At 27.5% G+C, this 15472-nt stretch carries 12 protein-coding genes; 2 read left to right on the top strand and 10 right to left on the bottom strand.

All coding sequences use genetic code 11. The features are described from left to right. The 9 genes from Q0V15_RS07535 to kduI form a co-directional block, all read right to left on the bottom strand. On the bottom strand, positions 1–3077 hold a 3077-nt coding region (locus Q0V15_RS07535; RefSeq protein ID WP_297437583.1), incomplete at its 3' end, for a hypothetical protein. Positions 3078–3963: 886 nt separating this feature from the next. Beyond that, the gene (locus Q0V15_RS07530) at positions 3964–4674 is read right to left on the bottom strand and encodes a LytTR family DNA-binding domain-containing protein (RefSeq protein WP_297437581.1); all 711 of its coding nucleotides are present in this window, start codon (positions 4672–4674) and stop codon (positions 3964–3966) included. A gap of 25 nt (positions 4675–4699) precedes the next feature. Continuing rightward, on the bottom strand, positions 4700–5995 hold the full coding sequence (locus tag Q0V15_RS07525; protein ID WP_297437579.1) for a sensor histidine kinase: 1296 nt from the start codon (positions 5993–5995) through the stop codon (positions 4700–4702). Between the two features lie 245 nt (positions 5996–6240). After that, the gene (locus Q0V15_RS07520) at positions 6241–6552 is read right to left on the bottom strand and encodes a hypothetical protein (RefSeq protein ID WP_297437577.1); all 312 of its coding nucleotides are present in this window, start codon (positions 6550–6552) and stop codon (positions 6241–6243) included. Between the two features lie 89 nt (positions 6553–6641). Next, on the bottom strand, positions 6642–7679 hold the full coding sequence (locus Q0V15_RS07515) for an aldose epimerase family protein (protein ID WP_297437575.1): 1038 nt from the start codon (positions 7677–7679) through the stop codon (positions 6642–6644). A gap of 12 nt (positions 7680–7691) precedes the next feature. Further along, the gene (locus Q0V15_RS07510; protein ID WP_297437573.1) at positions 7692–9185 is read right to left on the bottom strand and encodes a UDP-glucose--hexose-1-phosphate uridylyltransferase; all 1494 of its coding nucleotides are present in this window, start codon (positions 9183–9185) and stop codon (positions 7692–7694) included. A 63-nt stretch (positions 9186–9248) separates the two neighbouring features. Next, the gene (locus tag Q0V15_RS07505) at positions 9249–10418 is read right to left on the bottom strand and encodes a galactokinase (RefSeq protein ID WP_297437571.1); all 1170 of its coding nucleotides are present in this window, start codon (positions 10416–10418) and stop codon (positions 9249–9251) included. Positions 10419–10522: 104 nt separating this feature from the next. Beyond that, on the bottom strand, positions 10523–11299 hold the full coding sequence (kduD, locus tag Q0V15_RS07500; protein ID WP_297437569.1) for a 2-dehydro-3-deoxy-D-gluconate 5-dehydrogenase KduD: 777 nt from the start codon (positions 11297–11299) through the stop codon (positions 10523–10525). Between the two features lie 13 nt (positions 11300–11312). Next, positions 11313–12143, bottom strand: coding sequence for a 5-dehydro-4-deoxy-D-glucuronate isomerase (gene kduI / locus Q0V15_RS07495; protein ID WP_297437567.1), 831 nt, complete (start codon positions 12141–12143; stop codon positions 11313–11315). A 333-nt stretch (positions 12144–12476) separates the two neighbouring features. Between kduI and Q0V15_RS07490 the strand changes: the two genes are divergently transcribed. Further along, positions 12477–14249 carry a beta-galactosidase family protein gene (locus tag Q0V15_RS07490; RefSeq protein WP_297437565.1) on the top strand — a complete coding sequence of 591 codons (1773 nt, stop codon included), beginning with the start codon at positions 12477–12479 and terminating at the stop codon, positions 14247–14249. Between the two features lie 39 nt (positions 14250–14288). On the opposite strand, the gene Q0V15_RS07485 is transcribed toward Q0V15_RS07490, so the two are convergent. After that, the gene (locus tag Q0V15_RS07485) at positions 14289–14714 is read right to left on the bottom strand and encodes a hypothetical protein (RefSeq protein ID WP_297437563.1); all 426 of its coding nucleotides are present in this window, start codon (positions 14712–14714) and stop codon (positions 14289–14291) included. A gap of 282 nt (positions 14715–14996) precedes the next feature. Between Q0V15_RS07485 and Q0V15_RS07480 the strand changes: the two genes are divergently transcribed. Beyond that, positions 14997–15434 (top strand): PH domain-containing protein, encoded by a 438-nt coding sequence (locus Q0V15_RS07480; protein ID WP_297437561.1) that lies wholly within the window; start codon positions 14997–14999, stop codon positions 15432–15434. Positions 15435–15472 lie beyond the last annotated feature (38 nt).

Raw genomic sequence — 15472 nt, 5'->3', positions numbered from 1 at the left:
TTCTTAATTATTTTTCCTGTTACTTTATTAACTACAGTTATTTTAGCTGAACCATAAACCAAAATATTATTTGTTAATTTAACTATATTTGAAGTTGATCCTAAACTAACAGTCTTATTAAAATATTTATACTGGCTATAAGCATTACCTTTGTAATTTATATCAGCATTCATAGTATATTTTATACTGTTACTTGAATTAGCTTTTAATTCAAATTCTCTAGTAAACCCTATAACATTAGTTGGAACTGTCCCACCTGTATATTTAGTCCAATGGGCTTTTATATAATCATAATTTTCATTAATAATATTAGCACTAGGTGATTCAAGCATCTCTTTATCTTTTTGTGTTGCTTTACTTTCCGTTATATAATAAACTACTCCATCTGTAGGTAAAGTACCTATACTTGAACTATTTAAACCACTATCTGTCTTTAACTTATGTGCCATATTATAGTTACCCAAGTTAGATGACATCGTTATTATATCAGCATTATTATCCGTTGTATTAGATAATGTATGATAAATAGTTGCTTTTTTATTTTTTAAAATTGATACACTATTCATCGCTGTATATGATGTTGAAGGTTTATTTATATTAAAGTTAAATGTACCATCTCCATATCCTAAACTATCAACAATTTTATTATTATAATTTAACTTAAGATTTCCATTATCAGAAAATATATAATTTACTTTATAATTATTTTTATATTCAAGAATTTTTATAGGGATATTTAAGTGATACGTATATTGACCTCCATTTATAAGTTGTTTTTTAGTAAATATAACTTTAAGAGTATTTCCTTCTTTTTCATACTTCAAAGTGTTATTATCTGAATCCGTAATATTTCCAACAATACTAAATGGTCCATTTATTTTAAAAGTTAATATACTACCTTTTGGAATATACTGGTCCATTCCTTTATTCCCTGTAATAGTAGAACCTTGTCCTAGTAAAACGCTTAATGGTTGCACTTTTCCAACAGCTGAGTATGGTAATACTCCAGAAGGATAATCATTAAATATTAAGCTTGAATTCATTGATCGTACATTACCTCCAGTAGATAATCCACTAGAATTGTTTCCATATCTTACAATATCAGCTGATTCTCCACCATCTGTTAATATGACTCCATTATTTAAACTTATATCATGATCTTTATTATCACCTTTTTGTAGTTCTTTGACTGTATTAGAATCAGTTGATATTATTTTATTATATTGAAGTATTTGCATAGCTGCTGGATATACCTTTGAATACTCTGATGAATTTTTACAAACGATACTAGTTATATATCTATTAGATAAATCAATTTTACCATCTACTGGTTTATTATTAGATACTATAACATTTAAATTTGGAACAGGCTCACCTTTAGCAATCATAGCTTTTATTTCTGAAAGTGTATATCCTTTTCCTTTTTCAACTAAATCTAATGTATTTTTTACATTTTTAGGTGCGTTTAAAATATCACTAGGATTTAAATAATAATATTTAGCATTATTAGGTAAGTAATTCATAAGATATTTATCAAAAATTAAATATCCATTTATTCCCGCTCCATTTGCTCCTAACATAACAAACTGTTTATCTGTTACTGTACTATTTAAACCACTTGCTTTAAGTGATGTAGAGAATGATTGTGGATGTAGATCTCCATATGCCTTTGTATTTTGTACTATAGAAAGAGAACCATTTTGGACAGGTATAAACTCACTTTCTGAATTAGTATTATATTCTATAGTATTACTATAAAGTGGATCATTATTCTTCAACTTAACACTACTAGCATTCCATATAGTTGTAGCAGTTAAATTACAAGCTACTTTAATTTTCCCAACAGTTTTTATTACTAAATCTTTTTTTATACTTTCTATATTTCCATTTTTATAATCTTCTAATGCTTTTCCTTTTAATGTTATTTTATAACTAACTACGCTAGGACTTCCCCCTGTTTTCTCAACAACTATATCCTTATTAGTTGATACAATATCAAAATTAGAAGCTTCATTAATTATAGAGTTACTTGCAGTTGTATTTAGATTAACTCCTACTGTTACAGAGTCAATATCATTTTTTATTGTTGTTGATTTATAAGTAGATGCACTAACATGCTTTTCATTAGCTAGTACATTTATTAATGGAAACATATCTGATGGTTTAAATGTAAGATAATATGAGCTATTATCCTTTTGTAACATGGGTTTTAATCCCATAACTAGTATACTTTTATTAGTTATGTAACTTACCGGCAAGTTAACTGGCTTAACTATTTTTTCTCCATTTTCTAAAGTAACTACAAGATTCATTTTAGGAAGAACTCCTTCTTTCCAAGTTCCCCATACTTTAGCACTACCATTTAGCATACCTGTAGATGATGATGTTACATCTGATATTGGTGAATTAGTAAAATTATAAAAAGTTGTTAATTTATTACTATTTTTATTTGGATTTGCTTCAAAATATTTTTTATCGAAAGTTATATCTTTTGAATCTGATGACCCATTTATAGGTGCTATATATGGTGTTCCAAATTCTAAGCCAACGCTTTTAACCTTATATGATGAACCACTTAAACTTGTTAATGAAAAAGGTATTTGCCAATGAACTACATTTCCATTAAGCAGAATTTTTCCACCATTATTAAATATTTTCCCTGGATAATAACTAGGATTACTCCCTTGTGAACTTATATTAGAACCAGTCTGTGTGGTTGTAGCATTTCCAACTTGCACCTGTAAATCTTTTTGTTCATTTAATATAGAAGAAGCGACTACTGCTAAATTAGTACTATTCTCTTTTATATCTACTATATCTTTGTTCACTTGATTAGATTTACTTTCATTAACCTTTTTATCTATTTGAGTAGTTTTAGATTTTTTTATATTATTATTTTCTTTTTCATTTACAGTATTATCTTTTTCTTTTTGTTGAGTAATTTCTTTTGAATCATTTGTATTTGTTTTTGTTTCAGTTCTATGAGGAGCTGCAGAAACATAAGTTCCTGTACCATTTGCTATAGTTGCACCTGCTAAACCAATCACCCCAACACTATTAAGTATTTTGTGTTTCATCTTATTTTCTCCTTTATTCAATTATGAAAATAAATTTTCATAATTATTTTTATATACTATATTTTAACAATTTATATATATTAAATTTTATATTAGATGTAAAATACAACTTTAATGTTGTTAATAGTTAATTTTCTCATTTTCAGGTAATTATTCTCTTATTAAAATATTTTTTTAGCTAAGAATTTAAATTTAATAAAATTTTCAATTCACAATATTTAATTACTACACTATTCCTATTTAACAACGCTACCAAATTACTCTGCATCTTTTACATATCTTGAAATTCCATTTCCACCTTCGTAAAATCACCTCTATCTCGAGTTATCTGCTTTCTCTGTAAATTCTTTAAGTTTTCTAAAGTTGTAAATCTCCTAATCTTCTATCCTTCATTACGCTTGTACTTTGTGTCACTACTATAACTTCTGCTAATTTCTAGCAGTTCAGCTATATATCACTATATAAGTTGTAATTAGAAATTTAATTCTTATAAACATATCTACTAGATCTCCCTAGGTAAGAGTATGCACTTTGATCTCATCTATCTGCATCATTTACTTATTGTTATTTTAGATAGTTTTAGATTTTTCTTTATTTAGCAAGCTCGTCCATAACAATCAGCCTCAAATATGATTTGTATACCTTAGACCAAGATTTCCCCTTAAGCTTCCTTCAGATTCCATCTAACGATAGTTCCCCTTACTCTTAGCTAGTAGTTGGCACTATCACCACATACATCCTGACTTTCACTTACTACTTCATGCCTATGTTAATCACACTAAACAAAAAAACAAAAAAGCAAAAAAATAATACCTAGCACTGGCTAGGTATTATTTTTCCTTTCTTCTTTTTAGTTTTATTTCAAATTTTTTAAACTCCCCTTCTTCTATTTTTCTATATATTCCATAAATTTTTTTTTCACACTACCACCTTTTAATCTACTAACAGGAATATTTCTTTCATCTTTTAATACAATATTATAGCTACTAATTTTAAAAATATACTTAGGATTTACTATGTATGCTCTATGGCATTTTATAAAATTATATTCTAAAAGTACTTTTTCTACATCACTAATTTTTCCATAAAACTCTATTTTACCACCTATATATTCAACAATTATAATTCTATTTCTAACCTCAAAATAAATTATTTCGCTAATATTAATCGTGTATATCTCTGAATTTTTTTTTATTACAAATTTTTTTTTATTATCTTTAACTAAATCTACTGCTCTTAAAAACTGTTCTTGAAGCCTATTCTTATCAATAGGCTTTAATATATAATTAAGTGCACCTATATCATAAGCATCAAAGACAAATTCTTTTGTACTTGTAATAAAAATTATATCTATACTCTTATTTAGTTCTTTAACTTTTCTACTAAGTTCTATTCCTGTCATTTTATCCATAAATATATCTAAAAACATAATTGGATATTTTAAAGGTTCTTCCTCTACAACTTCTAATAACTCTTCTGCTGAATTATAACTTTCAAAATTTATTTTTACATTCATCAAACTTACTTGTTCCTCTAGTATTTCAAGTATTGCACAAATATAAACTTCCTCATTATCACAAATAGCTATATTTAACATTTTATCACCTTCTTTACATTTTTATCTATTCATATGGTATATAAATAAGAGTAGTAAAAATATAATCTTTATTTTCGAATTTAACATTACCACTATACTTATTTACAGTGTTTTTTATACTCTTAGTCCCAAATCCATGATTTTGAATATCTACCTTGCTTGTTTTCATAATGTTTATTTTATTTTCAATAGTACTAGCATTATACATTTTTATAACTAAACTATTACCATACTCTCTAACGCTTAATTTTATAAACCTTTTTTTCTTATCACTTATCTTTAGATTTGATTCAATTGCATTCTCTAAAATATTAAAAAATAATGTTGATATATCATAATCATCTATCTTTAAATTTTCACTAGCAATAATATCAAATTCATAACGAATATTCTTCTCCATACATTTTTTTTGTTTTATTAAGCATATCCCATTTAATATATAATTTTCACAAATTTTCTGTTCTTCTACTTTTTTAATCTTATCACTCAAATTATTTATGTACTCTTCAACCTTCCATATTTTTTTATTACTAATTAAATATTGAATCGTATACAAATGATGATTTATATCATGATAAAGTATTCTCTTCTCTTCATTTGTAATATTAGTATTCTGGAAATTCTCATTAATTGATTTGAGTTGCCTGCTACTATTATTTTTATAAGTTAAATATTTTTTAGCATCTAAATTTATTTTATATAATGCCATAATCATAAAAGCAGCTAAAAGTATTATAATTATATCTGTGAAACCAACTAACGTTCCACCAAGTATATAATTGCGTTCAAGCATTATTCCACTAATGCTTAAGCACATAAATATTATTATAAATAAATTTATTCTATAGCTTTTACGTCCTTCAAAAAAATCACAAAAGAAATATCCACTTTTCCAAAAACCAAATAAATTTATTTCTACTCCAAGATATATTATTATAAATGCTACAACAAAAATACTATGGCTATAACTAAATATAAAATTTTCTATATCACCTTTAAATGAACAGAGTACTATTGTTCCGGATATCAAAAATGCATTTATAGTAAAAATAATAAAATACATAATCGCTAAATAAATTAATTTTTCTACTAATTTATTTTTATAAATAAATATTGTAAAAAATGTATACGCTATTATTATAGGTAGTATACTTAATTTTGCAACTATACTACTGAAAATTGCAACTAATATCATTAACACTAAATATACATAATACTTTCTCTTCTCATATGTATGTTCTAATATGTAATTTGTTTTTAGTGTACTATAAATAAGTATTATAAAAACAAATATTACTGTCCCTAAATCATAAAAATACATATACAAAGCTCCTATTAGTTTATTTTAGCTTAATCTATTAACTTAAATTAAATTAATTAAGCTATATTTAAGATTTCAATTTTTGATTATAACAAATGAATTACTTTTAAACAAATATATATATCCTTACATATAACTACTATTTTAAAAATTAATAATATTACTATCTCTATAGATATAAATTAATATGTTTTTTTGCTTTCTTTTATAAAATACTTCTACTATAATAACTATTTTGTAAATTTTTATTCAAATTTAAATATAAAACACTCTAAAGCTTTTACCGATTGAACCATCATAGAACAAACTTTTTCATAGTTAACTTCTTCTATTTTTATATATAGTTCATCCATAGCACCTCTACTTGTATTATCGACTATTATTAGAGCTTTATTTTTCTCATCATTTATTTCTTTAACAGTAACTTCAAATTCATTCTCTAAATATTTTATAATTCCCTCAACACTATCTTTCTTTGAAAAATAATGTTTTTTCTCACAATTATATATCATTCCTGGATGGTCAAATATTTCATATTCTATTATTTTTTCTTCCATTTTATTTCTCCTTTTATCTTTTGTTATAACTTAAATTTTATCATAAAAAAAGGAAACTAAACAAATTATAGTTTCCTTAATTAGAATTATTATATTTTATAGAATCTAAATACTGTTGATTTGTTATATATATCTCCTACATTTAAAATAGATTCTTCTTTGAATTTTTCATTATAAGCTATTGGTTTACTTTGCGTTTCAAGACAAACTCCATATCTTCTTTTAAGCTCCACATTATTTAATCCTTTTATTCCATCTGGATAATTCATTGTATATATAACAACTGTATTATTATCTGTTGTTACTTCTAACCCTCTTCCTGAAACCGAATCTTCTAAAATCATTTTCTTTTCACCTATAAGATTAAAAGGATTGTCATATCCTGCTCCAAGTTTTATTTGCTCATTATCAGAATCTATATCTTGTCCTATTTTCTTTTTCACAGTAAAATCAAAGGCAGTATTTTTTGTAGGAATTATATTTCCTGTTACTACACTATCCTTATCAATTTCAAGAATACTATCTGAACTTACATATAAATCATGATTTTCTATTCCATATTTATAGTTTCCACTTAGATTAAAATATGAATGATTTGTCATATTAACAAGTGTTGTTTTATCCCCTTTTGCAATATATTCTATCTTAAACTCATTGTCTGAATTTAAACTATATATAACTTTTACACTTAAATTTCCTGGGTAATTTTCTTGCCCATCTTCTGAGAAATATGAAAGTATTAATCTTGATTCTTCTTTTGATTCTATAGCTTTTACATTCCAAAACTTCTTATTAAAGCCATCATTACCACCATGACAATTACTTACCACATAATTTTTATTTAAGTTTATCTTATTTCCATCAATAGTTACTTCCCCATCTGCTATTCTCCCAGCAGTTCTTCCAATTAATGCACCATAATATGATGGATTTTCAAAATAATCTTCTATATTATCATAAGCTAAAACAACATTTTCTTTGTTTCCATCTTTGCCTGAAACATTTATTTCTCTTATAATCCCACCAAAATCTAAAATTTTAACCTCAATATACTTATTTCTTAAAGTATATTGATTTATGTCTTTACCATCTTTCTCATATACTTTCTTAACTTTTATACTCTTCAAAATTATGCCCTCCTAATTTAGTTCCAATATAAATTTATCAAATGCCTTGCTACCTTTTTCATCTAGTTTGAAAACTCCACAGTGCATTAAAACTTCTAAAAATACTTTTCCTATTTCATCTTTAACTATTTTTTCTACATTAACCGTTGTTATAACTTCTCTACTTTTTATCTCTTTAATCCACTGCTCATGTCCTTTTAATTCCTCAAGTTTATCTTCACTCTCTGATAAAAGATATTCTTTCATTATTTCCATCTCTTTATCTAGTCTTGATGGAAGCACAGCAAGTCCCATAACTTCTATAAGTCCAATATTCTCCTTTTTAATATGATGAAGTTCTGTATGTGGATGATATATTCCAAAAGGATGTTCCTCTGTCCTTTTATTATTTCTTAAAACTAAATCAAGTTCAAACATCCCATCCTTAAATCTTGCAATTGGAGTTATTGTATTATGTGGCTCTTTATCTGTAAAAGCAAATATATCAACAGCTTCATCTGAATATCCTCTCCAGTTTGTTAAAATCATATCTGCAAAATCTGCAAGCTTTTCTCTATTCTCACACCTTGTTCTTATAACAGTAAGTGGCCATTTAACCTTTGAAATTTCAATATCTTCATATCCTTCAACTGCATATAATTGAATATTTGGAGCTTTATCTAAAGCAAATGTATAATTTCCTGATTGATAATGATCATGAGTTAAAATTGAACCTCCAACTATAGGTAAATCTGCATTTGAACCAATGAAATAATGCTGAAACTTATCTACAAACTCTAAAATCTCTGTAAAACTATCTTTATTTATAGACATTGGAGTATGCTCATTCTTTAAAATTATAGAATGTTCATTAAAGTAAACATATGGTGAGTATTGCATAAACCACTCAGCGTTATTTAAATTCATAGGAATTAATCTATGATTACTTCTTGATGGATAATTAAGTCTTCCACTATATCCCTCACATTCTCTACATAATAAGCACTTTGGATAATCCCCTTGTGGCATTTTTAAAGCTCTTTCAATTTCAAGTGGATCTTTCTCTGGCTTAGACATATTTATTGTTATATCCAAATTACCAAACTCTGTTTTTGTAACCCACTTTAAATCTTTTTTAACTCTTTCTCTTCTTATATAATTTGTATCTCCACTAAATTTATAATAATTATCAGTTGCTTCCTTTGGGCTTTTTTCATATAAACTATAAAAATCTTTTATAACTTCTGATGGTCTTTTTATAAGAACTCCCATAATATTACTATCCAAAAGTTCTCTCTCTGTTACTGTATTTTCTATTAATTCACTCTGAATAGCCCATTCTAAAATACTTTCTAATATACCCTCTATATTTTCATAGCTTAAATCCATTGATGTATTTTCTGTATAAGTATCTAAACCTAAAATAAACATAATTCTATTTTTTGAAAATACTACATCCTCTCTCTCTATCAGTTTTTTATCAAGTCCATATGTTATAAGCCTATCTATATCTCTATTTATATTCATCTTTAAACCCCTCCTCTTAAATTAAAACAAAAAAGTCCCATATAAAATATGAGACTTTTAAAATTAAAGCTTTCTAGCACCTTCTCCAACTTCTACAACATAAAAAGTAGCTTCATATCCTATAGCCTCTTTATACTTTGCTCCAACTAAGCTGATAAATTTTTCTACAAACTCTTCTTTAACAAGAGCTATAGCACATCCTCCAAATCCAGCACCTGTCATTCTTGCACCAATAACTCCTTCTGCCTTTTGTGCAATTTCTACAATAGTATCAAGTTCTATTCCTGTAACTTCATAATCTTCCTTTAAAGATTTATGAGATGCATTCATAAGTTTTCCAAACTCTTCTATATTATTATCCTTTAAAACTGCTACTGCTTTTATAGTTCTTCTATTCTCAAAAATAGCATGCTTTGCTCTCTTCTTTTTAACTTCAGATTTTATAGCTTTAGAATACTTTTCAAATTCAGCTTCATTAAGTTCTCCAAGTGTTTCTAAATCAACAACATCTGTTAAATCTTCAACTGCTGACTCACACTCACTTCTTCGCTCATTATACTTTGAATCAGAAAGTCCACGCCTTTTATTAGTATTAGCAATAACTATCTTCATTCCATCTAATTTAAAGTTTACATACTCATGTTTAATTTTATTTGTATCAAGGAACATAGCCTTATCTTTTGCTCCCATAGCAACAGCATACTGATCCATAATTCCACAATTAACACCTATAAATTTATTCTCTGCTTCTTGTGATAATAATGCAATTTCTTTATTAGAAACTTCAAACCCATATAAATCTCTAAGTATAATCCCTGTTAAAACTTCTAAAGAAGCTGAAGATGAAAGTCCTGCTCCATTTGGAATATTTCCAAAGAATAAAACATCAAATCCTGAATTAATAGTCATCCCTTTATTTGCAAAAGCCCACATTACCCCCTTAGGATAATTAACCCAATTATGCTCCTTAACGTTTACAAGAGCTTCTAAATTAAATTCTATAATTCCAAGTTCATCAAAATTCATAGAATACATTCTTACTTTATTGTCATTTCTTTTTGCTACCACAGCATAAGTACCAAAGTTTATAGCACAAGGAAAAACATTACCACCATTATAATCAGTATGTTCGCCTATAAGATTTACCCTACCTGGTGAAAAATAATTTTCACTAGAACCATAGCCAAAGACTTCTTCAAACTTTTTATTAATATCAACCAAAATTTCTCTCATAAATATCCCTCCTAAAACTTCCTTCACCTTATTATCGTACAAGCCTATAAATTATTTATATTCAAATAACTTACAGGCTATACAAATTTTTAATTTTTATTAAATTATCTTACAAGCCAACCACCATCAACTGCTAAAATATGACCATTTAAATAATCTGAAGCCCTACTAGCTAGGAATACAACAGCGCCCATTAAATCGCTTGTTTCTCCCCATCTATCTGCTGGAATTCTTGAAAGTATTTCTGTATTTCTTTTCTCATCAGCTCTAATTGGAGCTGTGTTTGCAGTAGCAATATATCCAGGTGCTATTGCATTAATTTGTATATTTTTACATGCAAGTTCATTAGCAAAAGCTTTTGTAATCCCTGCAACAGCATGCTTACTAGCAGTATATGGAGGCACAAACTTTCCACCTTGGAATGAAAGCATAGAAGCTATATTTATAATTTTCCCACTTCCTTGCTCTACCATAACTTTAGCAAAAGCCTGACTTAAATGATAAACAGCATTAAGATTTATATCCATAACAGCGTCCCAGTCTTCTGCTTTATATTCAAGAAGTGGCGCTCTTCTAATTGTTCCAGCATTATTAACTAAAATATCTGCTTTACCAAACTGTTCCATAGTTTCTTTAACTAACAATTCTCTATCCTCTACCTTAGTTAAATCACCTTGTACAAAATGAACTTTTCTACCTTTAGCTTCAACTAAAACTCTAACTTCATCCCAATTTTTATCGAATGTACTTATTACTAAATCTGCACCAGCCTCAGCAAGTGCTACTGAATAAGCAAGTCCAATCCCTGTATTTCCACCAGTTACAATAGCAACCTTATCTTTTAGTCCAAAAAAATCCATTGAAAAATCAAAATTTGTCATCTATATCTCCCTCCTACTTTAACCTATCCATTTCTATTGCATCCATATCGTTGAATGTTTGATTTTCTCCACACATTCCCCAAATAAATGTATAATTACTTGTTCCAACTCCTGAGTGAATTGACCAACTTGGTGATATTAAAGCTTGCTCATTTTTAATTACTAAATGTCTTGTTTCCTCTGCCTCTCCCATAAGGTGGAACACTCTTGTATTCTCTTCCATATTGAAGTAGAAATAAACTTCCATTCTTCTCTCATGAGTATGACAAGGCATTGTGTTCCAAGCATTCTCTGGCTCAAGCATTGTAAGTCCCATAAGTAATTGACAACTCTCACAAACTGCTGGATGAACATACTGATAAATTGTTCTCTCATTTAAACTTTTCTTCTCTCCAAGCTTAACAGGATTAGCATTAGCAAACTCTATCTTAACTGTCTTGTATTCCTTATGAGCTGGTGCTGAGTTAATGTAAAACTTAGCTGGATTTTCTTTTGAAACTGACTTAAAGCTAACTTCTTTAATTCCTTTTCCTATATATAATCCATCATTTGAATTTAAATCATAAACTTCGCCATCAAGAATTACACTTCCAGCTCCACCAATATTTATAATTCCCATCTCTCTTCTCTCAAGGAAGAAATCAACGCCCATTTCTTTTCCTGCTTCTAAAACAACTTCTGTTTCAACTGGTTTAACCCCACCAAATATAATTCTATCAACATGGCTATATGTTAAAGCTATCTCATCAGCTCTAAAAACTTCTTCCATTAGGTAATGTCTTCTAAGTTCCTCAGTTGTATATCTTTTTGAATCCTCTGGGTGGTTTGCATATCTTATATCCATTTATATCTATCTCCTTTTATTTATAATCATTTTAAGTAAGTATTTATCTCTGTGCCAATATAATTAGCAAGTACTATGCCATCTTTTAAATGCTAGTATTTAAGCCATTCTCTATTTCTTCAAAGACACTATAAAGCTAAAACCATGACACTAGACACAATTTAAATGGCATACTAATTGCTTTAAATATCTAAAGTGACACTCTAACATTTTCTATAAAAGTAACACTATATAATAGGAAACTTTTATAAAGAATATCTGAGCTTAGATAAAGTTTTGCTTATATCTGACTAATTAAATAAAATAACTATTTATAATTTGGAGGATTTAATAATGAATACATTTGAAATTAAAGAAGATTTCTATTTAAATAATGAAAAAATTAAAATAATCTCTGGTTCAATACACTACTTTAGAGTTGTACCAGAATACTGGCAAGATAGACTAGAAAAACTAAAACTTATGGGGTGCAATACAGTTGAAACTTATGTACCTTGGAACTTCCATGAAACACATGAAGGTAAGATAGATTTTACATCTAAAAGAAAAAACTTAGTTCACTTTATAAAACTAGCCGAAAAGCTTGGACTACTTGTAATTTTAAGACCAACTCCATATATCTGTGCTGAATGGGATTTTGGTGGACTTCCTTACTGGTTACTTAAAGATAAAAATCTAAGAATCAGAAGTAATGATGAAAAGTTTTTATCAAAAATTGATAAATATTTTTCTGTACTTCTACCACTTGTTACTCCACTTCAAATGACCGAGGGTGGAAATATTATAATGATGCAAATCGAAAATGAATATGGTTCTTTCTCAAATAATAAAACTTACCTTAGAAATATGAAAAATCTTATGACGAGATATGGTGTAACTGTACCATTATTCACATCAGATGGAGCTTGGCAAGAAGCACTTGAAAGTGGAACTCTTATAGAAGATGGAATACTTCCAACAGCTAATTTTGGTTCAAGAACAGAAGAACAATTTGGAGAACTTCAAAAATTCATGGATAAAAACAATATAAAAGCACCTCTTATGTGCATGGAATTTTGGATTGGTTGGTTTAATAATTATGGTACAGATATCAAAAAAAGATGTCCTAAAGAATCGGCTATAGAATTTGATAAAATGCTTAAAATGGGACACTCAAACATCTACATGTTCCATGGTGGAACAAACTTTGATTTCTTTAATGGATGTAGCTATCATGATGGTATAGACCCTCAAACTACTAGCTATGACTATGATGCACTTCTAACTGAATGGGGTGATGTCACTGAAAAATATATAACATTTAAAGAAGTTATAAAAAAATATAGAACAGTAGAAGAATTTAAGTTATCTACACAAATCAAAAAAATCAACTATGGAAAAATTGAACTTTCAAGGAAAGTATCATTATTCAATACACTTCATACAATTTCAAAAACTATACAATCAGATAGAACTCTAACATTTGAAGAATTAAACTCTGGATATGGTTATGTTTTATATAGGCTTAATATAGAAGGTCAAAGAAAATATGAAAAATTCAAACTTATAGGAATGGATGATAGAGCACAAATATTTGCTAATCAAAAGCATCATTCTACTCTGTATAAAGAAAATTTCATAGGTACAAATTCAGAGCTTATTTTAGAAAATGAAGGTACTAACACTCTTGATATACTTGTAGAAAACCTAGGAAGAATAAACTATGGTGGCAGTCTTTTAGACTCAAAAGAAAGCAAAGGAATCAAAGGTGGTGTAATGCTTGATATCCATATGCATTCTGATATAGAACATTACCCTTTAAATCTTGAAAATATAGAAAAAGTAGACTTTTCACTTGGATATAAAAAAAATACCCCAGCCTTTTATGAATATAAATTTGAAGTTTCAGAAAAAGGAGATAGCTTCCTATCAACAGAAGGATTGTCAAAAGGTGTAGCTTTTATAAATGGCTTTAACCTAGGTAGATTCTGGGACAAAGGAATAAATAACTATCTTTACATCCCTGCTCCACTTCTTAAAAATGGTGAAAATATAATTATAATATTTGAAACAGAAGGCAGATATCTAAATCAAATTGAGTTAAAAGATACTCCTACTTATAGATAAAACAGAGCCACTCAACAGCGAGTGGCTTCTATTATTTTCTTATACAAATTGTATTATAGTTAATATCCCAAATATTAGCCCTATAACAAAAAATATTATTCCTATTATTTTTCCAAGTAAAATACCACCTTTAATACTAACCTTATCATTACTCTTTGTTGAACTAATTCTAAATTTTAAAAGAGTTCCTCCAACTATTAATCCAAACCATGCAAATGAACCATAAGGAAATGACTTTATACCATTTGCCATATATATAATATTTAAAGCTATCATTCCGACAAATCCAATAAGTGATAAGATTCCAATACAAATACCATTTTTCTTAAACTCCTTATCAAAAACACTTAATTTCTCTAAGCACTCTGGGCAGCAACATTTGAAATTATCAAACTTCCCTCCAAATCTTAATTCAAGTGCAATCTCTTCTTCTGAAAGGGTTTTACCACACCATCTACATTTCATAACTGTATCCCCCAATTTAATATTTTTATTTTTCTTAAACAGAGTATAAACTTATGTAAAAACTTACTCAACTTACAAAAAATATGAAGTTATATATTAAATCCTACTTAAATCTCACTATATTCTTAAAATCTTTACCTTTACTATCAAGTTCTAATTAGTAATATCAAATATTTTTTAAAGTCATAAAAAAGTTATATAACCCCTGTAGTATACAAGCTTTACACGATTTTCTTTATAGTCTAAAATTCTAGCTATATTTAAAAGAAAGAAGGCTTTATAATGAGTTCAACAAAAAAAGAATTAAAACCTCAATACTTAATTATATATTTTGCAATTATAATGGGGCTTGCAATAGGCGGTCCTTTGATAGGTGTTCATTTTTTAAATAAGACAATAAATGAAAAATTTACAGTCACAATAGAAAAAAATGATATAGATATAGTTGGTTGGGGAAATGCTATAATTCCTAAAATAGATATAACTGATGTTAAATTACTAAACACTTCACCATTTGTACTTTTTAAAGATGGCGGTGGTGTAACACCTAACGGAATTTCAGGATATAATTATTTAAAAGGTTATGGTGATACTCATTGTTTTATCAAAAATGTAAATGACAATGCTCTCTTTATAAAAACTAATAAAACACAATATCTTATAGCCTATAAAAATCCCACAGAAACTAAAGACTTATATAATGAAGTTAAAAATTTATAATTTGAATCTAAGTAAATATTTCAAATTATAATATATTC

This window comes from uncultured Clostridium sp., from assembly GCF_947036855.1.
Taxonomy (GTDB): Bacteria; Bacillota; Clostridia; order Clostridiales; family Clostridiaceae; genus Sarcina.
This window is presented reverse-complemented; position numbering and strand designations above follow the sequence as displayed.

Bases quoted from the DNA above. Each gene is read 5' to 3' on its own strand.
- Q0V15_RS07490 (WP_297437565.1), top strand. From the start codon at position 12,477: ATGAATACATTTGAAATTAAAGAAGATTTCTATTTAAATAATGAAAAA.
- kduD (WP_297437569.1), bottom strand. From the start codon at position 11,299: ATGACAAATTTTGATTTTTCAATGGATTTTTTTGGACTAAAAGATAAG.
- kduI (WP_297437567.1), bottom strand. From the start codon at position 12,143: ATGGATATAAGATATGCAAACCACCCAGAGGATTCAAAAAGATATACA.
- Q0V15_RS07510 (WP_297437573.1), bottom strand. From the start codon at position 9,185: ATGAATATAAATAGAGATATAGATAGGCTTATAACATATGGACTTGAT.
- Q0V15_RS07485 (WP_297437563.1), bottom strand. From the start codon at position 14,714: ATGAAATGTAGATGGTGTGGTAAAACCCTTTCAGAAGAAGAGATTGCA.
- Q0V15_RS07525 (WP_297437579.1), bottom strand. From the start codon at position 5,995: ATGTATTTTTATGATTTAGGGACAGTAATATTTGTTTTTATAATACTT.
- Q0V15_RS07480 (WP_297437561.1), top strand. From the start codon at position 14,997: ATGAGTTCAACAAAAAAAGAATTAAAACCTCAATACTTAATTATATAT.
- Q0V15_RS07520 (WP_297437577.1), bottom strand. From the start codon at position 6,552: ATGGAAGAAAAAATAATAGAATATGAAATATTTGACCATCCAGGAATG.
- Q0V15_RS07505 (WP_297437571.1), bottom strand. From the start codon at position 10,418: ATGAGAGAAATTTTGGTTGATATTAATAAAAAGTTTGAAGAAGTCTTT.
- Q0V15_RS07530 (WP_297437581.1), bottom strand. From the start codon at position 4,674: ATGTTAAATATAGCTATTTGTGATAATGAGGAAGTTTATATTTGTGCA.